Genomic DNA, 17,473 nt, shown 5'->3' on the forward strand with positions numbered 1-17,473 from the left:
GGGCCGGCGGTACGGAGAACCGCACCACCGGCCCCGCCGCCCCGCGGGCCTTACGGCCGTCCCGCCGAGGTGTGCGTCATGTCCGCGTAGCGCGCCCCCGCGACCTGTCCGGCGATCGGCTCCAGCAGCGCCAGGTCCTGCTCGGTCAGCGAGATCCGGGTGGCGCCGGTGTTCTCCTCGACGCGGCTGCGCTTACGGGTGCCGGGGATCGGCACGACGGCGATCTTGCGGGCCGTGGCCTGGTGCTGCACCCAGGCCAGCGCGATCTGGCCGGGCGTCGCGCCATGGGCGTCGGCGATCGTGCGGACCGGCTCCAGCAGCGCGGCGTTTGCGGCGGCGTTGTCGCCGGTGAAGCGGGGCTGGGTCCGCCGGAAGTCGCCCTCCGTGAGCTCCTTGTCGGCGCTGACGAACGCACCGGTGAGGAAGCCCCGGCCGAGCGGCGAGTAGGGGACGAGGCCGACGCCGAGCTCGGCCGCGGCCTGTACCACGCCGTCCTCGATGTCCCGGCTGAACAGCGACCACTCGGACTGCAGGGCCGCGATCGGGTGTACGGCCTGCGCCGCGCGCAGCTCGGAGGCGGTCACCTCGCTCAGCCCCAGGTGCTTGACCTTGCCCTCGGCCACCAGCTCGGCCATCGCGCCGACCGACTCCTCCAGGGGGACGTCCGCCGTGCGCCGGTGCATGTAATACAGGTCGATCTCGTCGACGCCCAGACGCTTCAGGCTGCCCTCGACGGCCTGGCGGATGTACGGCCGGTCGTTGCGGATGACGCGCTTGAACGGGTCGTCCGGGTGGTCCGGGTCGGGGGAGATCGCGAACTTGGTGGCCACCACGACCTCGTCGCGGTGGGCCTGGATGAACGGGGCGATGAACTTCTCGTTCTCCCCCAGGCCGTACATGTCGGCCGTGTCGAAGAGAGTCACGCCCAGCTCCAGGGCCCGCTCCAGCGTGGCCCGCGCCTCGTCGGCGTCCGTCGGGCCGTAGGCGAAGCTCATGCCCATGCAGCCGAGGCCCTGCACCCCGACCCGCGGCCCGCCGGTGCCCAGCTCGACCGTCTCGATCTTGTTGTTACCCATGGAGCCCTCAGAATCTCTCGGACGCCCGGCGGGCGTCGGCGTAGATGTCGATCTTGTAGTCGAGGACGTCCAGCGTGCTCTGCAGCTCGGCTATCCGCTGCCGTACGTCCTCGCGGTGCGCGGTCAGCAGCTCCTCGCGCTCGGCGAAGGTGCGCTCCCCGGCCCGCACCAGCTCGGCGTAGCGGACCATGTCCGCGACCGGCATACCGGTCAGCCGCAGCCTGGCCACCAGGCTCAGCCAGTCCAGATCGCGGTTGGTGAAGCGCCGCTGCCCGGTGTGGGTGCGGTCCACATGCGGCATCAGACCGATGCGCTCGTACCAGCGCAGGGTGTGCGCGCTGAGTCCGGTGTGTGCCGCCACCTCGCTGATCGTGTACTGGTCCCGGCCGGCGGGCCGCGGGTGCGTGAGCGTCGGGGCGCATCCGCGCGGCCTCGCCGGCAGCCTCCCGGCCGCTGCCCCGCTCGTGACCGGTTCGCTCTGCGTTACCGTCATGCCCCGTCTCCCCTGGATCGCCGGATGTCCCCCGGCCTTTTCGCCGGGTGCCTCTCGACGTCCTCAACGCTAGAGACTTCGAGTGCACTCCAGGCAAGTGCGGATCACGGGAAGACTTGACCGGGATTTGGGGACCCAGGGACCTCCCGGACAGCGCGGAGGGGACACCGCCTAGGCTCGTGGGCATGCAGAGCCTGCGGATGATCGAGAACTGGCCGGTGCCCACCGCAGCGGCCGCCGTCGTACGAGCCGATGGGTCGGTGGCCGGATCCTACGGCCCCCAGGAGCACCGCTTCCCGCTGGCGTCCGTCACCAAGCCGCTGGCCGCGTACGCCGCCCTGCTGGCCATCGAGGAGGGCGCCGTCGAGCTGGACGAACCGGCCGGACCCGAGGGGTCCACGGTCCGTCACCTCCTCGCCCACACCTCGGGGCTGGCCTTCGACGAGCAGCGCACGATGGCCGAGCCGGGCACCCGCAGGCTCTACTCCAACACCGGTTTCGAGGCGCTGGGCGACCACATCGCCAAGGCCACGGACATCCCCTTCCCGCAGTATCTGCACGAGGCGGTCCTCGCACCGCTCGGGATGACCGCGACGGAACTGCCCGGCTCGCCCGCCAAGGACGGCGTCTCCACCGTCGCCGACCTGGTCCGGTTCGCCGCCGAGCTGCAGGCGCCGCGGCTGCTCGCACCGCAGACGCTCGCGGAGGCGACGCAGGTGGCCTTCCCCGGGCTGACGGGGGTGCTGCCGGGCTACGGCCATCAGAAGCCGAACGACTGGGGGCTGGGCTTCGAGATCCGCGACGGCAAGTCACCGCACTGGACGGGCAGCGCGTCCTCGCCCCGCACCTTCGGGCACTTCGGCCAGTCCGGGACGTTCCTGTGGGTGGACCCGGACGCGCGCGCGGCGTGTGTGGCGCTGGCCGACCGGGCCTTCGGGCCGTGGGCCGTCGAGGCCTGGCCGCCGCTGACCGACGCGGTGCTGGCCGAGCTGGCGCAGACCGCCTGACGGGGGCGCGGGCGGCACGCGGACGCGCCGGAGCCGGAACCGGAGCCGGACGCGCGACACACCGGCGTGGCACGCCACCACCGGCTCCGGGCCCGCGCCGGCTCCGGACCCGCCGCCCTCACCCGTACGCCGGCTCCGCCTCCATCTCCCACACCAGGCACTCCGCCGCCGTCAGCCCCCGCAGTTCCAGGCCCGACCCGTCGGTGATCCGCGCCGCGTCGCCGGCCTCCAGGCGCTCCGCGCCGAGCCGTACGGCGCCGCGCACCACCTGCACATACGCCCGTGCGGCATCCGGGACCGCGGTGCGCTCCCCCTCGGCGAGGCGGCGCAGATGCAGCAGGGCCCCGGCCCGCGGGACGGCGTACGGCGTGCCGTCGGCGATGCCGCGCACCACCTCGTACGACGGCTCGCCGCCGAATTCCCGCGGCGCCAGCCACATCTGGACGAAGCGCAGCGGCCGCGCGCCGTCGTTGCGCTCCACATGCCGTACGCCGCCGGCCGAGCTGAGCCGCTGGAGATCACCGGGGCGTACGGTGGTCTCGTGGCCGGCCGAGTCGCGGTGGGTCAGCTCGCCCTCGACCACCCAGGTCACGATCTCCGTGTCGCGGTGTGGATGCTCGTCGAATCCGGCGCCCGCCGCCAGCCGCTCCTCGTTGCAGGCGATCAGTGCGCCGAAGCGCAGATTGTCCGGGTCGAAATGAGGCCCGAAGGAGAACGCGTGCAGTGACTCGATCCCGGCCTCCGCGTCCCCGCCCGGATACCGTTCATGGCCTCTGCGCACCTGAATCATGGGCCCACCGTAGCCCCGCCCCCTCACCTCTCCGCCCCGATAGTGCAGGCTTGTCCCGTGTCTGAACCCGCATCGCGCGACGCGCACCCGCACTCGGCGACCCTCCGGCGTCTGGAGAATTCGTCCGGCAAACTGGCGGCCGCCGCCATCGCCCGCATGGACGCCACCCTGCCGTGGTACCGCGCGATGCCTCCGGAGAACCGCTCCTGGATCGGCCTGGTGGCCCAGGCCGGTATCGCCGCGTTCACCGAGTGGTTCCGGCACCCGGAGACCCCCCAGGCGATCAGTACCGACGTCTTCGGCACGGCGCCGCGCGAGCTGACCCGGGCGATCACGCTGCGGCAGACCGTGGAGATGGTGCGGACGACCATCGAGGTCATGGAGTCCGCGATCGACGAGGTCGCGGCCCCGGGCGACGAGTCCGTACTGCGCGAGGCGCTGCTGGTCTACGCCCGGGAGATCGCCTTCGCCACCGCCCAGGTCTACGCCCAGGCCGCCGAGGCCCGCGGCGCGTGGGACGCCCGGCTGGAGTCGCTGGTGGTCAACGCGGTGCTGTCGGGCGAGGCGGACGAGGGCGCGGTCTCCCGTGCCGCGGCGCTGGGCTGGAACTCCCCCGAGCATGTGTGCGTGGTGCTGGGCACCGCCCCCGACGGGGACAGCGAACTGACCGTGGAGGCGATCCGGCGGGCCGCCCGGCACGCCAAGCTCCAGGTGCTGACCGGTGTGCTGGGCTCCCGCCTGGTGGTGATCGCGGGCGGCTCGGACAACCCCCTGAAGGCCGCGAAGGCGCTGATCGGTCCGTATGCCGCCGGTGCCGTGGTGGCCGGCCCCGTGGTCGCCGATCTGCTGGCCGCGACCCGCTCGGCGCAGGCCGCTGCGGCCGGCCTGCGGGCCTGCGCCGCCTGGCCCGACGCGCCGCGGCCGGTGCTCGCCGACGACCTGCTGCCGGAGCGCGCGATGGCCTCGGACCCGGTCGCCCGCGAGCAGCTGGTGGAGGAGATCTACAGACCGCTGGAGGAGGCGGGGTCGGCACTTCTGGAAACGCTGAGCGTTTACCTGGAGCAGGCGAGCAGCCTGGAGGGTGCCGCGCGGATGCTGTTCGTGCACCCCAACACCGTGCGCTATCGGCTCCGACGTGTGACCGACGTCACCGGCTGGTCACCCTCCGATGTGCGCTCGGCGTTCACCCTCCGTATCGCGTTGATTCTGGGACGCCTGGCTGACGGTGAGGCCCAGCCCTAGACTTTTGTCGGACATCAACAATTCCCCCGATGGTTCTTCGTCCTTGTCCCCACGGGCGGGCGGAACCACCCACAAGAGAGAGTGTGAGGGTGCTCGTACTCGTCGCTCCCGGCCAAGGCGCTCAGACGCCCGGCTTCCTGACTCCCTGGCTCGACCTCCCCGGTGTCGAGGACCGGCTCCGTGCCTGGTCGGACGCCATCGACCTGGACCTGGTCCACTACGGCACCAAGGCGGACGAGGAGGAGATCCGCGACACCGCGGTGGCCCAGCCGCTGCTGGTGGCCTCCGCCCTGATCTCCGCCCGGCAGCTGTTCGCGACGGCCGACGACATCGCCGCGCAGGTCGGCGCGGCAGCCGGCCACAGCGTCGGTGAGCTCGCCGCCGCCGCGCTGACCGGCGCGATCTCCGACGAGGCCGCGATGACGCTGGTGCGCCGGCGCGGCCAGGCGATGGCCGAGGCCGCCGCCGTCACCGAGACCGGTATGGCCGCACTGCTGGGCGGCGACGAGGCCGTCGTCATCCCGCATCTGGAGCAGCTGGGCCTGACCCCGGCGAATGTGAACGGCGCCGGACAGATCGTCGCCGCGGGCACCACCGAGCAGATCGCCGCACTGGTCGAGAACAAGCCGGAGGGCACTCGCCGGGTCGTACCGCTGAAGGTGGCCGGCGCGTTCCATACTCACCACATGGCACCCGCTGTCTCGGCTCTGGAATCGGCGACCACTCAGGTGTCGGTCGCCGATCCGCACACGCGCTACGTCTCCAACAAGGACGGGCGGCTGGTCTCCGACGGCCGGGAACTGGTGCAGCGGCTGGTGGGCCAGGTGGCCAACCCCGTGCGCTGGGACCAGTGCATGGAGACCTTCAAGGAGCTCGGGGTCACCACGCTCATCGAGGCGGCTCCCGGCGGCACGCTCACCGGTCTGGCCAAGCGCGCGCTGCCCGGCGTGCGGACCCTCGCCCTCAAGACGCCCGACGACCTCGACGCGGCCCGCACGCTGATCGCCGGACACGCCGACAACGCTGCACCGGCCGAATAGGAGTCCGAAGCGCATGACCTCGAAGATCAAGCCCTCGAAGGGCGCCCCGTACGCGCGGATCATGGGTGTCGGCGGCTACCGCCCGACCCGTGTGGTGCCCAACGAGGAGATCCTCCAGCACATCGACTCGTCCGACGAGTGGATCCGCTCGCGGTCCGGTATCGCGACCCGCCACTGGGCGGGGCCGGACGAGACCGTGGCGACCATGTCGGTCGAGGCGTCGGGCAAGGCGATCGCCGACGCGGGCATCACGCCCGAGCAGATCGGCGCCGTGATCGTCTCCACCGTGTCGCACTTCAAGCAGACTCCGGCCATCGCGACCGAGATCGCGCACCGTATCGGTGCCGGCAAGCCGGCCGCGTTCGACATCTCGGCGGGCTGTGCGGGCTTCGGCTACGGCCTGACCCTGGCCAAGGGCCTGGTGACCGAGGGCTCGGCGGAGTACGTCCTGGTCCTCGGCGTCGAGCGGCTTTCGGACCTCACCGACCTGGAGGACCGCGCGACGGCCTTCCTCTTCGGTGACGGCGCCGGCGCGGTGATCGTCGGCCCGGCCAACGAGCCGGCGATCGGCCCGACCGTCTGGGGCTCGGAGGGCGACAAGTCCGAGACCATCAAGCAGACCCTGGGCTGGGACGTCTACCGCTCCACCCCCCTCCCCGGAGGGGACGCCCCCGAGGGCCGCCCGGCTCCGGAGGAGATCCGGTACCCCGCCATCACGCAGGAGGGCCAGTCGGTCTTCCGGTGGGCGGTGTTCGAGATGGCGAAGGTCGCCCAGCAGGCGCTGGACGCGGCCGGCGTCAGCCCGGACGACCTGGACGTCTTCATCCCGCACCAGGCCAACATGCGGATCATCGACTCGATGGTGAAGACTCTGAAGCTGCCGGAGAGCGTGACGGTCGCCCGCGATGTGGAGACCACCGGCAACACCTCGGCCGCTTCCATTCCGCTCGCCATGGAGCGGCTGTTGGCGACCGGGCAGGCCAAGAGCGGCGACACCGCGCTGGTCATCGGCTTCGGGGCGGGTCTCGTCTACGCCGCGACGGTCGTTACCCTCCCCTAGGCAAGATCTGCGCAGGGCCGTACGTCCCCGGATGTCTCGGCCGTCGCACGGATCCTCACCGCAAGTAACGCAGTTCCCCATAAAATGACCGAAGGAGCGCCATCATGGCCGCCACTCAGGAAGAGATCGTCGCCGGTCTCGCCGAGATCGTGAACGAGATCGCCGGGATCCCCACCGAGGACGTCCAGGTGGACAAGTCCTTCACCGACGACCTGGACGTCGACTCGCTGTCCATGGTCGAGGTCGTCGTCGCCGCCGAAGAGCGCTTCGACGTGAAGATCCCGGACGACGACGTCAAGAACCTCAAGACGGTCGGCGACGCGACCGAGTACATCCTCAAGCACCAGAGCTGATCCAGCTCCCGCGCATGTCGCCACCCCGCGGTGGCGCCGTCGATTCAGACCCCTCTACCCGTGGAGTAAGAATTCCCGTGAACGCGACCAATCGCACCGTGGTCGTCACCGGTATCGGCGCAACCACACCGCTGGGTGGCGACAGCGCTTCGACCTGGCAGGCCCTGCTCGCCGGACGTTCCGGTGTCAGCACCCTCGAACAGGACTGGGCCGCCGAGCTGCCCGTCCGTATCGCCGGGCAGATCGCCGTCGAGCCCACCGAGACCATTCCGCGTCCGCAGGCCCGCAAGCTGGACCGCTCGGCGCAGTTCGCGCTCGTCGCGGCCCAGGAGGCCTGGAAGGACGCGGGCTTCACCGCCAAGGCCGGCGAGGACACGGCGGTCAACCCCGACCGTCTGGGCGCCGTCATCGCCTCCGGCATCGGCGGTGTGACGACCCTGCTCGACCAGTACGACGTGCTCAAGGAGAAGGGCGTACGCCGCGTCTCCCCGCACACCGTGCCGATGCTGATGCCGAACTCGCCGTCCGCCAATGTCGGCATCGAGTTCAACGCCCGCGCCGGTGTGCACACGCCGGTCTCGGCGTGTGCGTCGGGCGCCGAGGCCATCGGCTACGCGATCGAGATGATCCGCTCGGGCCGCGCCGATGTCGTCGTCGCGGGTGGCACCGAGGCCGCCATCCACCCGCTGCCGATCGTGGCATTCGGCAACATGATGGCGATGTCCAAGAACAACGACGACCCGCAGGGCGCCTCCCGCCCCTGGGACGTCGACCGCAACGGCTTCGTGCTCGGCGAGGGCGCGGGCGTGATCGTCCTGGAGTCCGAGGAGCACGCCAAGGCCCGCGGCGCACGCGTCTACGCGGAGGCCGTCGGCCAGGGCATCTCGGCCGACGCCCACCACATCACACAGCCCGAGCCGTCCGGCAACGGCATCGCCGCGGCGCTGCAGAACCTGCTCGACAACACCGGCCTCCAGCCCGCCGAGATCGTGCACGTCAACGCGCACGCCACCTCGACGCCCGCCGGTGACGTCGGCGAGCTCCGGGCACTGCGCAAGGCGTTCGGTGACGACGTCGACCACATGGCCATCACCAGCACGAAGTCGATGACCGGCCACCTCCTGGGCGGCGCGGGCGGCATCGAGACGGTGGCCACGGTCCTCGCGCTCAAGCACCGGATCGCCCCGCCGACGATCAACATCGACCAGCTCGACCCGGAGGCCGACGCGGACATCGTCCGCGGCGAGGCCCGCAAGCTGCCCGCCGAGGGCCGGATCGCGGCCCTGAACGACTCGTTCGGCTTTGGTGGCCACAACGTGGTCCTGGCCTTCCGGACGGTCTGACGCACGTACCGAGGGCCCGTCCGGTGAAGACTTCACCGGACGGGCCCTCGGCGTTCCTCCCGCGTGCCGCTCAGCTCCCGAAGCTCGCGAAGTAGGCGGCCGCGCCGTCCTCTTCGCCGTGGCCCTGCTCCTCGGACCTCCGGAAGCGTTCGGCACAGGCCTGGGCCAGGTCCATGCGCACACCGCCGTCCCGGGCGGCCTCCAGGATCAGCCGGGCGTCCTTGCGGGCCGCGGACACCGTGAAGCTCGGTGGGTAGTTCCCGGACAGGATCAGCTCGGATTTCAGCCGGAGATACGGCATGTCGAGCGCGCCGCCGGCGACCGCACCGAGGAAGTCGCGCGGGTCCACGCCGAGCGCCCTGGCGAGCGCCAGGGACTCACCCGTACCGTTGATGACCGTCAGCACCCAGTTGTTGACGACGAGCTTGAGATGACTTGCCGCCCCGCCCGCCGCGTCCTCACCGACCCACTGGGTGCGGCTCCCGACGATGCCGAAGATCCGCTCGGCGCCTTCCCTGACGTCCCGCGGGCCGGCCGCCAGGATCGTCAACTCCCCCTTCTCCGCGGGCGCCCTGGTGCCCAGTACGGGGGCGTCCACGAACCGCAGGCGGTGCTCGTCGGCGAACCGGGCGAGCGACGGGAGGGCTTCGGTGCCCACCGTGCTCGTCTGGAGCCACAGCGCGCCGGACGGCAGCGCGCCCGCGGCCTGCCGCATCGCCTGCAGGACGGCCTCCCCGTCCAGGAGCATCGTGAGGACCACATCGGCGCCGTCCACCGCCTCGGCGGGCGTGCCGGTGACGCGGGCCCCGTCAGCGGCCAGCGGCTCGGCCCTGGCGCGCGTGCGGTTCCAGACCCGGACGTCCAGACCGGCCCTGGCGAGGTTGCGGGCCATCGCCGCGCCCATGATTCCGGTGCCGAGCACCGCTACTGACGGGGCGTCGGGAGAGTTGTTGTCGGCCATGACGGCACGCTAGGCCGTGGAGCGCACTCCAGGGCAACTGCTGCCGCGTGTCGGACGGCTCCGGCGCCTCTAGACGACCTGGTGGAGCCAGCGGACCGGGGCGCCCTCGCCCGCGTACCGGAAGGGCTCCAGTTCGTCGTCCCAGGGCTTGCCGAGGAGCTTGTCGACCTCGGCGGCGAGTTCGGTCTCGCCGCGCGCCGAGCGGGCGACCGCGGCGCGCAGCCGGTCCTCGGGGATGAGGATGTCGCCGTGGATGCCCGTGACGGCATGGAAGATGCCCAGGTCGGGGGTGGAGCTGTAGCGCTCGCCCTCGGCGGTGGAGCAGGGTTCCGCGGTCACTTCGAAGCGCAGCAGATGCCAGCCGCGCAGCGCGGAGGCCAGCTTGGAGGCCGTGCCGGCCTCCCCCTGCCACGAGAACTCGGCTCTCCAGGTGCCCGGGGACGCCGGCTGGCGGATCCAGTCGAGATTGACGCGCACACCGAGGACGCCCGCGACGGCCCATTCGACATGCGGGCACAGCGCGCGCGGAGCGGAGTGGACGTACAGAACTCCACGTGTCGTCACCGGGACCTCCAGTGCGGTTCGAGGTTCGCCTTCCCCAGCGGCCTCGTGCCCGTTCCGGTTGCGGCCGGGACAGTCGTCATTCTGCCCCAGTGACCACTTCGGCACCAGCATGCTGGTGACCTACAGTAAACACCATTAGGCGGAATTTGCCGCAAAAGGGACAGGAAATGACGTGATGTAATTTGGTCTGTGCCGACTGCACCAGCCACTTTGGGTCACCGCCCGGAAGGCACGGGGCAAAGCTACCGTGCGGTGCCGGCCCGGGGGTGACGTACCGTCGGTACCCGAAGAGATATCACTCGCACGCCGGAGGGGACAGGGGATGAAGCAGATCGGCCGGCCTGTTCGCCCCCGGCGCAGCCGCTCCGTACGCCGCTTCTCACGCACCGTCGCCGCCGCTTCCGCCCTGGTGATTACCCTCACCGCCTGTAGTGGCGGCGGGCACCCGGAGAAGCCGCACCCCAAGCCGACGCCCGTATGGCACACCGATCCCGGCTCGGTCGCGGCGCTCGGGGACTCGATCACGGTCGGTTTCGACGCCTGCACGCTGCTCTCCGAATGCCCCCGGGTCTCCTGGGCCACCGGCACCGACCCCAAGGTCGGCAGCGTCGCCCGACGGCTCGTCAAACACCCCGCCACCCACAGCTGGAACTTCGCCAGGACCGGTGCGCTGATGAGCGACCTGCCGGACCAGATGACCGCGGCCGTCCACCGCAAACCCGAGTTGGTCACGGTCCTGATCGGCGCCAATGACGCCTGCCGGCGCGATGTCGGGGCGATGACCCCGACGGCCGCCTTCCGCGCCGACTTCGCGCGCGCCATGAAGCGGCTGCGGCGCGCCCTGCCGCACACCCAGGTGTATGTCGCGGCGGTCCCCGACCTGCTGCGACTGTGGTCCGAGGGGCGCAAGAACCCGCTCGGGAAGCAGGTGTGGAAGCTGGGCATCTGCGGGTCCATGCTGCGCGATCCGGACGATCTGACGAAGGCGGCGCAGGACCGCCGGGCGACGGTGCGGGAACGGGTGGTGGCCTACAACTCGGCGCTGGCCGAGGTGTGCGGCAGGGATCCGCTGTGCCGCTTCGACAAGTCGGTCTTCGACTACCGCTTCACCGGGCACCAGTTGAGCACCTGGGACTGGTTCCACCCGGGCACCCGCGGCCAGAAGGAGCTGGCGTCGCTGGCGTTGCGCGTGATCACCCGGGCGCAGCCGTAGCCGCCGGGCATAGGCTCATGCGTATGACGACGCAGGTCAGCAGGGAATCCTTCGGCACACTGGACGACGGCACCCGTGTCGACCGCTGGACCCTGGAGTCGGGCCCGAGCGGGCTGCGGGTCCGCATCCTCACCTACGGCGGGATCATCCAGACGGTGGAGGCGCCGGACCGGGACGGGGCGCGGGGGCAGCTGGCACTGGGCTTCGCCGACCTCGCGTCGTACGCCGCGCACGGCGGTTCGTACTTCGGCGCGCTGGTCGGGCGGTACGCCAACAGGATCGCCGGGGCATCCTTCACGCTCGACGGCGAGGTCCACACGCTGACGCCGAACGACGGGCGGCACAGTCTGCACGGCGGGCCGGGGGGATTCTCCCGGGTGGTGTGGGAGGCCCGGGAGGTCGACGGGGGTGTGCAGCTGCACCGGGTCAGCCCGGCGGGTGAGGAAGGCTTCCCCGGCGCCCTGGACGTCCGCGTGACGTACACCCTCTCGGCCGGCGCGCTGCGCATCGCCTCGTACGCGACGACCGACGCACCGACCGTCGTCAACCTCACGAACCACACCTACCTCCATCTGGGGGGCGATGGCAGCGGCAGCGCCACCGGCCACGAGCTGCGGCTGACGGCGTCCCGGTACACGCCCGTCGACGGCACCGGCATACCGGTGCCCGGTGCGCCCGCCGACGTCACCGGCACCCGCTTCGACTTCCGGGCGGCGCGTGCGGTGGCGGGTTCCTACGACCACAACTTCGCGCTGGACGGCGGTGTGTGCGCCGCGCCGCGTACCGTCGCGGAGCTGTACGACCGGCGCTCGGGCCGCGTCCTGGAACTGGCCACCACCGAGCCCGGTCTGCAGCTCTACACCGCGGATCACCTCGACGGCACCCTGACCGGCACCTCGGGCGTCCCCTACGGACCCGCGGCCGGCCTGGCCCTGGAAACCCAGCACTTCCCGGACTCGCCGAACCGCCCGGACTTCCCCGGCACGGTGCTGCGGCCCGGCGAGACCTACCGCTCACAGACGGTCTACGCGTTCTCGGTGCGGCCTGGGGCCTGAGGGCAGGCGGCCCCTCGGGCCTGAGGCAGGCGGCCCCTCGGGCCTGTCGTCAGGCCCCAGGAGTGCGGGAAACCCTTAAGGGCGGGGGCCGGAAGAGGTCATCCTGTGCGCTGACGCGCTGGGGCGGCGGAGCAGGAACGATGAGGAGTGACCGGAGATCCGGTCACCTCGTCCGCCGTCTGCCCCGGGAGAACTCTCGCCATGGCCCGCCTTCGCGTTCCCCATCTCGTCCTGTCCTGTGCGGCGTTGACCGTGCTGGTGACCGGCTGCTCGCTCTCGGGCTTCGGCCCGACGAAGGAGGCGGCGCGGACGTACTCCGTGCCGGGCAAGGTCACCGCGCTCTCGGCGACGACGCACGGCGGGGACATCGAGGTGGTGCCGATCGACGCCGGCGGGTCGGTCAAGGTGACGGAGAAGTACGAGTACAACAAGGAGAAGCCGTCCCCCGAGCACGGGGTCAAGGACGGCCGGCTGACGCTCAAGGCCGAGGAGTGCGGCATGGGGCGCAAGTGCGCGGTGAACTACCGGGTCCTGCTTCCGCGCAACGCCTCGGTCGATCTGCGGACCAGCGGCGGGGACATCATCGTCCGCGGCGCCTCGGGCGGCATCGCCGCGGAGACCAGCGGCGGCGATATCACCGTCACGGACTCCGCGGCCCGCACGGCGAAGGCGAAGACCAGCGGCGGAGACGTGGACCTTGCGCTGTCCACGGCACCCGACGAGGTGTCGGGCCGGACCAGCGGGGGCAGCGTCACCATCCGCCTGCCGAAGGGCGGCTCCTACGCCGTGGACGCCTCGACGAGCGGCGGCACCCGCAAGGTCTCCGTCCCGACGGACGACGGCTCCCCGCACAAGGTGACGGCACGGACGAGCGGCGGTGATGTGTCCGTGATGACCTCATGAGGGAGAACCGCCGGGGGCGTTCTCGGGCCGGAGCGCCCCCGTCCCCGGCCGGGTCAGCCGACGGTGACCTCCGCCGTCAGCCTGCGGTCCGCCACGCTGTGCGCCGCCTCCACGCGGTAGACGCCCTTGACCCGGCGCCAGCCGCCGTCCGCCGCTCCCCCACCGTCGCCCGCTTCCCCGCCGTCGCCCGCTTCCCAGACCGCGAAGGCCCGGTCCGGCAGCGGGATCTCGGCCTCCGCGCTCTCACCGGGACCGGCCTCGACGACCGCGAAGCCGGCCAGCCAGCGGGCCGGGCGCTCCGGAGCGTCAGGGGCGGCGTCCGCAGTGGGCGCCAGGTAGATCTGGACGACCTCGCGGCCGGGCCGGTCGCCCGCGTTGCGGATCCGCACCCGCACCGAGTCGGGGGTGGTGTCCAGCGACTCGTACTCCCAGTCGGTGTAGCCGAGACCGTGGCCGAAGGGGTAGGCGGGCGCGGGGGCGGAGCGCTGCCAGCCGCGATAGCCGATGTACACCCCTTCGGAGTAGGTGAGTTGACCGTCGGCGGGGGTCACGGTGGTGACCGGGGCGTCGGTGAGCCGGGCCGGCCAGGTGGTGGGGAGCCGGCCGCCCGGCTCATGGGCACCGAGCACGACGTCGGCCAGCGCCGCACCGGCCTCCTGGCCGGGGAACCAGCTCAGCAGCACGGCGGGGACCTCGGTACGCCACGGAAGCTCCACCGGGGAGCCGGAGTTGACGACCACGACCGTGTGCGGGTTGGCGGCGGCGACCCGGGTGACCAGCTCGTCCTGACGGCCGGGCAGCCGCAGATCGCCACGGTCGAAGCCCTCGGACTCGGTCTCCTCGGTGGTGGCGACGACCACGATCGCGACATCGGCGCCGGCCGCGGCGCGGACCGCCTCCTCGATCTCCGCATCGGCGTCCGGCTGCGGTTCGCCGTGGCCGAGGGCGAAGGCCGGCCAGGCCGGGCTGTCGCCCGTCTGCGGCTCGTCCGCCGCGCACCGCAGGGTGACCTCGACGCTCTCGCCCGCCCTCAGCTCCGCCGTCATGCACCGCTGGGCGGGGCGCAGGTACGCCTCGAAGGGATCGCTGCCCTCGGGCGTGAGACGGCCGTCGAAGAGGACCGCACCGCCGATGGTCAGCCGCAGCTCGCCGGTGCCGGAGACCGCGAGGGTGTGGCTGCCGGTGAGCCGCGGGAGGTAGCTCCCGGTCAGCTCGACGGCGCTCAGGTCCTGCCGGGTGACGCCCCCGGGCAGGCGGCCGGTCAGCTGCACCTTGCCGTCGGCCTGCGGTGCCTCCGCCAGCACCCTGCCGTCGGCGGCCAGGTAGCGGGCGCGCAGCGTGAAGCCGTCGCGGGCGTGCGGGACCCGGGTGCGCGGATCGGCGCCGACGGCGAAGGTCACCTCGACGTCGTCGGGGAGCGCCGCGTGCAGCCCCTCCAGCGGGGAGACGACCGCGTCGGGAAAGACGGTCGCGGAGCCGCCGCCGAGGACCCTGGCCTCGCGGGCGGCCGCCCCGATGACGGCGACCCTGCGCAGAGCCGCGGCGTCCAGCGGCAGGGCCCGCCGTGCCCCGCCCACCGGCTCGTTGCGCAGCAGGACACACCCCCGCCGGGCGATCTCGCGGGCCATCGCCGGGCCGTCGATGGCCTGCGGGACACCGGCCGGACCGACCGCGGCCGGCACCCCTTCCAGGCAACCGGTCCGGGCGGCGAGCAGCAGCACCCTGCGCACCGCGTCGTCCACCTCCGACTCGGCCACCTCACCCGCACGGACGACCTCGGCGAGGGGCGCGCCGTAGACCGTACGGGGCCCCGGCATCGCCACGTCCAGGCCGCCGCGCAGGGCGCGCACGGTGTCGCGGGCGGCCGTCCAGTCGGAGACATTGACGCCGTCGAAACCCCACTCGCCGCGCAGCACGTCCTGCACCAGCGCCCGGTGTTCGGTCATCGTCGCGCCGTTGACCCGGTTGTAGGCGGTCATGACGCCCCAGGGGCGGGCGTGTTCGACGATGTGCTCGAAGGGCGCGAGATAGAGCTCGCGCAGCGGGCGCGGGCCGATGCGGTTGTCGACGGTGAACCGGTCGGTCTCGGCGTCGTTGCCGACGAAGTGCTTGACCGTCGTGCCGACGCCGCCTTCCTGCACCCCGCGCACATACCCGGCGCCGATCGCGCCGGTGAGCAGCGGGTCCTCCGCATAACACTCGAAGTGGCGGCCGCCCAGGGGTGACCGGTGCAGGTTGACGGTCGGCGCGAGGAGTACGTGCACGCCCTTGCGGCGGGCTTCCTGGGCGAGGAGGTGGCCGGCCCGGCGGGCGAGCGCGGGGTCCCAGGTGGCGGCCAGCGCCGTGGGGCTGGGCAGCGTGACCGAGGGGTCCTCGGCGTTCCACTCCCGGCCCCGCACACCGACCGGGCCGTCCGACATCACCAGCGACCGCAGCCCGATCGCCGGCACGGCCGGCAGGGTCCACATGTCCTGGCCGGACAGCAGCCGGACCTTGGTGTCGAGGTCGAGCGCGGCGAGCGCCCGCTCCACCACTGCGGTGTAGTCGTGCGCCTCGCCGCGGGCACGGTGGCCGGCGTCGGTGGGGTGGTGGGGCTGGGTGTCGGTCATGCGGTTCTCCGGTGCTCCCTGAATGGACGTGCGGCCCCCCTCGCCGCGATTCTCGCCGTCCTACCTCCCGGCTGGTAGGCGTCGTTACTTTTCCGATACACCAGCCGTACGGGATCTCCACGCGGGAGTTACGCTCGGCCGGTGAGTGCACCAGACCAGGACAGATCCCACGGTGGCGGAGCGGGCGCCCGGCTCGGAGGTGGCGGGCGGGAGGCGCGTCGCGCGCAGCGGCGCGAGGCCATCCTGCAGGCCGCCATGGAGCTCATCGCCGAGCGCGGCTACCGCCGTACCTCACTCGCCGCCGTCGCCGAGCGTGCAGGACTGACCCAGCAGGGGCTGCTGCACCACTTCCCGACGAAGCAGCTGCTGCTGGTCGGCGTGCTGGAGGCGCGCGACCGCTGGGACCTGGCCTCGGCCGCCGCGGCGTCCGGCACCTTGCGCACCGACGCCCTCGCCCAGCTCGTCGACTACAACGCCACCCGCTCCGGCATCGTCCAGACCTACACGGTGCTGTCCGCCGACAGCGTCACCGAGGACCACCCCGCCCGCGCCTTCTTCGAATCCCGCTTCCGCGCCGTGCGGGCCTCGATGGCCGAGGTGCTGCGGGCCGAGTACGGCGACACGCTGCCCGGCGGCCTGTCCGCCGAGCGGGCGGCGCCGCTGCTGGCCGCCGTGATGGACGGCCTGCAACTGCAGTGGCTGCTGGACCCGGAGGAGGTGGACATGCCGGCGGCGTTCCGGGACTTCCTGGCGCTCCTGGGGCGAACGGAGGGGCAGGGCGGCGGCGGATCCGGCGAGGAGCCGGGCGTGGAGCCGGGCGTGGAGTGACCTTTCCGGCGCCTCTACCGGGCGGGGGAAAGGCAGGAAATCGTCGCCTTGTCCGGGCTGTACTCGGGATCGGCGAGCATGTCACCGCCGGCGCAGTGGGCCTTCGAGGTGTCGAGCCTGCGGGTCACCTTGTACTGCGCGTCGGCCGAACCGCAGTCCACGATCTCCAGGTCCTGGTCCTGCCAGTCACCTTCGTTGCGCACGCAGTCACCGACGGCGAGGGTGGGCGCCTTCCCGATGCCGGCCCCGTCGACGAACAGGCCGAGTGCGAGCAGGGCCGGGACCGTCACCGCCACGAGCGCCATCGGCACCAGGAACAGCATCGCCTCCGGCCGGCGCAGCAGCGACTTGCCCGGGTCGAGCGAGGGCCGGAAGCCGCCCGCGGGGGCGGCCAGTTTGCGGAAGCGGCCCCGGGGACCGAGGTTCATCAGCAGGGTGAGCGGGGTGATGGCCACGGACAGCGGGCTCCACCAGCCCTGCCACAACGTCTTCGCGGACATCTCGCGGTAGGTGGCCAGCCCGCAGGAGCGGCAGAACATCCCCTTGCGGCTGAGGAACCGCATCACGTAGAGGATGCCCTGGTGCCCGCGCACGGTGGCCTGCACGGCGGGCTGGGCACCGCAAAGCTGACAACAACCCGGGGCAGCGGCGTACGGCTGCGCGTACGGGTGCGGAGGCGACTGCGGCTGCGGCTGCGGGTACGGGTACGGGTACGGGTGCTGCTGCGCGTACGGGTGCGGAGCCTGTGCCGGGTGCCCCGGTTGCTGCGGAACGTACGGCTGCGGGCCGTACGGCTGCGAGGCATACGGGCCGGCGGGCTGCTGCGCATAAGGCTCCGCGGGCGGCGGAGCGTACGGGTACGGGCCGTGCGGTGGTGGCGGGGTGGCCACAGAGATCCCCCTGAGTCTCGTGCCTGTCGCCGGACGCGGTGGTGAG

The 17,473-nt window shown here is 72.3% G+C and carries 18 protein-coding genes; 11 read left to right on the forward strand and 7 right to left on the reverse strand.

All coding sequences use genetic code 11. The features are described 5' to 3' along the window. Nucleotides 1–50: 50 nt before the first annotated feature. Both CFW40_RS10250 and CFW40_RS10255 read right to left on the reverse strand, forming a co-directional pair. Nucleotides 51–1,076, reverse strand: a complete 1,026-nt coding sequence (locus CFW40_RS10250) for an aldo/keto reductase (RefSeq protein WP_088797500.1) — start codon at nt 1,074–1,076, stop codon at nt 51–53. 7 nt (nt 1,077–1,083) lie between these two features. Continuing rightward, on the reverse strand, nt 1,084–1,569 hold the full coding sequence (locus CFW40_RS10255) for a MerR family transcriptional regulator (protein WP_088797501.1): 486 nt from the start codon (nt 1,567–1,569) through the stop codon (nt 1,084–1,086). A gap of 185 nt (nt 1,570–1,754) precedes the next feature. On the opposite strand from CFW40_RS10255, the gene CFW40_RS10260 reads away from it, so the two are divergent. Next, the gene (locus CFW40_RS10260; protein WP_088802012.1) at nt 1,755–2,576 is read left to right on the forward strand and encodes a serine hydrolase; all 822 of its coding nucleotides are present in this window, start codon (nt 1,755–1,757) and stop codon (nt 2,574–2,576) included. 118 nt (nt 2,577–2,694) lie between these two features. On the opposite strand, the gene CFW40_RS10265 is transcribed toward CFW40_RS10260, so the two are convergent. Beyond that, complete coding sequence (locus tag CFW40_RS10265) at nt 2,695–3,366, reverse strand: pirin family protein (RefSeq protein ID WP_176956532.1); 672 nt, start codon at nt 3,364–3,366, stop codon at nt 2,695–2,697. A gap of 57 nt (nt 3,367–3,423) precedes the next feature. Here CFW40_RS10265 and CFW40_RS10270 point away from each other — a divergent pair, with 57 nt between their 5' ends. The 5 genes from CFW40_RS10270 to fabF all read left to right on the forward strand — a co-directional run bounded on the left by CFW40_RS10270 (nt 3,424) and on the right by fabF (nt 8,404). After that, the gene (locus tag CFW40_RS10270) at nt 3,424–4,608 is read left to right on the forward strand and encodes a CdaR family transcriptional regulator (RefSeq protein WP_088797503.1); all 1,185 of its coding nucleotides are present in this window, start codon (nt 3,424–3,426) and stop codon (nt 4,606–4,608) included. Between the two features lie 89 nt (nt 4,609–4,697). Further along, a complete protein-coding gene (locus CFW40_RS10275) occupies nt 4,698–5,648 on the forward strand; it encodes an ACP S-malonyltransferase (RefSeq protein ID WP_088797504.1) in 951 nt (316 codons plus the stop codon). A gap of 13 nt (nt 5,649–5,661) precedes the next feature. Further along, nucleotides 5,662–6,708, forward strand: coding sequence for a ketoacyl-ACP synthase III (locus CFW40_RS10280; RefSeq protein WP_088797505.1), 1,047 nt, complete (start codon nt 5,662–5,664; stop codon nt 6,706–6,708). Between the two features lie 104 nt (nt 6,709–6,812). Beyond that, nucleotides 6,813–7,061: an acyl carrier protein gene (locus CFW40_RS10285; protein WP_030991425.1), complete on the forward strand. Its 249-nt coding sequence runs from the start codon at nt 6,813–6,815 to the stop codon at nt 7,059–7,061. A gap of 77 nt (nt 7,062–7,138) precedes the next feature. Further along, nucleotides 7,139–8,404: a beta-ketoacyl-ACP synthase II gene (gene fabF, locus CFW40_RS10290; RefSeq protein ID WP_088797506.1), complete on the forward strand. Its 1,266-nt coding sequence runs from the start codon at nt 7,139–7,141 to the stop codon at nt 8,402–8,404. Nucleotides 8,405–8,474: 70 nt separating this feature from the next. Here the strand turns inward: fabF and CFW40_RS10295 are convergent, their stop codons facing one another. Both CFW40_RS10295 and CFW40_RS10300 read right to left on the reverse strand, forming a co-directional pair. Then, a complete protein-coding gene (locus CFW40_RS10295) occupies nt 8,475–9,365 on the reverse strand; it encodes an NAD(P)-dependent oxidoreductase (RefSeq protein WP_088797507.1) in 891 nt (296 codons plus the stop codon). Between the two features lie 69 nt (nt 9,366–9,434). Next, on the reverse strand, nt 9,435–9,929 hold the full coding sequence (locus CFW40_RS10300; protein ID WP_088802014.1) for a DUF3145 domain-containing protein: 495 nt from the start codon (nt 9,927–9,929) through the stop codon (nt 9,435–9,437). A gap of 322 nt (nt 9,930–10,251) precedes the next feature. Here CFW40_RS10300 and CFW40_RS10305 point away from each other — a divergent pair, with 322 nt between their 5' ends. From CFW40_RS10305 to CFW40_RS10315, 3 genes are all read left to right on the forward strand, one after another. Further along, nucleotides 10,252–11,142, forward strand: coding sequence for an SGNH/GDSL hydrolase family protein (locus CFW40_RS10305; protein ID WP_088797508.1), 891 nt, complete (start codon nt 10,252–10,254; stop codon nt 11,140–11,142). Nucleotides 11,143–11,165: 23 nt separating this feature from the next. Beyond that, on the forward strand, nt 11,166–12,197 hold the full coding sequence (locus CFW40_RS10310) for an aldose epimerase family protein (RefSeq protein WP_088802015.1): 1,032 nt from the start codon (nt 11,166–11,168) through the stop codon (nt 12,195–12,197). Between the two features lie 201 nt (nt 12,198–12,398). Continuing rightward, nucleotides 12,399–13,100 (forward strand): DUF4097 family beta strand repeat-containing protein, encoded by a 702-nt coding sequence (locus CFW40_RS10315; RefSeq protein WP_088797509.1) that lies wholly within the window; start codon nt 12,399–12,401, stop codon nt 13,098–13,100. Between the two features lie 53 nt (nt 13,101–13,153). On the opposite strand, the gene CFW40_RS10320 is transcribed toward CFW40_RS10315, so the two are convergent. Then, nucleotides 13,154–15,709: a beta-glucosidase gene (locus tag CFW40_RS10320; RefSeq protein ID WP_088797510.1), complete on the reverse strand. Its 2,556-nt coding sequence runs from the start codon at nt 15,707–15,709 to the stop codon at nt 13,154–13,156. 141 nt (nt 15,710–15,850) lie between these two features. On the opposite strand from CFW40_RS10320, the gene CFW40_RS10325 reads away from it, so the two are divergent. Then, nucleotides 15,851–16,537, forward strand: a complete 687-nt coding sequence (locus CFW40_RS10325; protein ID WP_256331525.1) for a TetR/AcrR family transcriptional regulator — start codon at nt 15,851–15,853, stop codon at nt 16,535–16,537. Nucleotides 16,538–16,551: 14 nt separating this feature from the next. Here CFW40_RS10325 and CFW40_RS10330 read toward each other — a convergent pair whose 3' ends face one another. Next, complete coding sequence (locus tag CFW40_RS10330) at nt 16,552–17,130, reverse strand: hypothetical protein (RefSeq protein WP_256331524.1); 579 nt, start codon at nt 17,128–17,130, stop codon at nt 16,552–16,554. Between CFW40_RS10330 and CFW40_RS37970 the strand changes: the two genes are divergently transcribed. After that, entirely contained in the window at nt 17,119–17,472 is a 354-nt protein-coding gene (locus CFW40_RS37970; protein ID WP_256331523.1) for a hypothetical protein, read from the forward strand. The genes CFW40_RS10330 and CFW40_RS37970 overlap by 12 nt on opposite strands. Nucleotide 17,473 lies beyond the last annotated feature (1 nt).

This window comes from Streptomyces sp. 2114.4 (genome assembly GCF_900187385.1).
In the GTDB taxonomy this organism is placed as follows: Bacteria; Actinomycetota; Actinomycetes; order Streptomycetales; family Streptomycetaceae; genus Streptomyces; species Streptomyces mooreae.